At 43.0% G+C, this 621-nt stretch carries 1 pseudogene; it reads left to right on the forward strand.

Going from position 1 to position 621, the window contains the following annotated elements:
- Positions 1 to 501, forward strand: a pseudogene (locus LG31_RS20435) (UDP-N-acetylglucosamine--undecaprenyl-phosphate N-acetylglucosaminephosphotransferase); the annotation flags it as partial.
- Positions 502 to 621: the final 120 nt, after the last annotated feature.

Raw genomic sequence — 621 nt, forward strand, 5'->3', positions numbered from 1 at the left:
GTAGTAGTTCCGTATATAATTCTTAACTTAGGTTTCCCATTTGGTATACATCGTAAAGTATTTATGGGCGATGCGGGTAGTATGTTGATCGGCTTTACTGTGATTTGGGTTCTTTTACAAGGTACTCAAGGACCAAAGTCACAGATGTATCCTGTCACTGCATTGTGGCTTATTGCAATTCCATTGATGGACATGGTCACTATTATGGTTCGTCGTGTTCGCAAGGGTCACTCACCATTTAGACCTGATCGCGAGCATCTCCACCATATTTGCTTGCGGGCAGGGCTGTCATCACCTCAAGCACTATGCTTTATCTGTCTACTTGCGTTCTGCTGTGTATTCATTGGTATTGTATTAGAAGTAATGGCTGCACCAGAATGGTTGAGCTTGCTACTCTTTATGGGAATATTTATTCTCTATTTCTGGGCGTTGAGCTCGGTATGGCGGCTGTTGGCTTGGTTGCGCAAACGCGGCGTGCTAGCTTCTCATGAAACAAGTTAATTGTTGCCTCTAGGGACAGCTGATTACTTGGATGTACGTGTATATATTCCGTTATGGTGCATTGATTTAGGTGATAGGTTTATTTTATGATTTTTGCATCAGGTGTGTGATGGATGAGCC

Source organism: Aeromonas lacus, assembly GCF_000764665.1.
Classification (GTDB): Bacteria; Pseudomonadota; Gammaproteobacteria; order Enterobacterales; family Aeromonadaceae; genus Aeromonas; species Aeromonas lacus.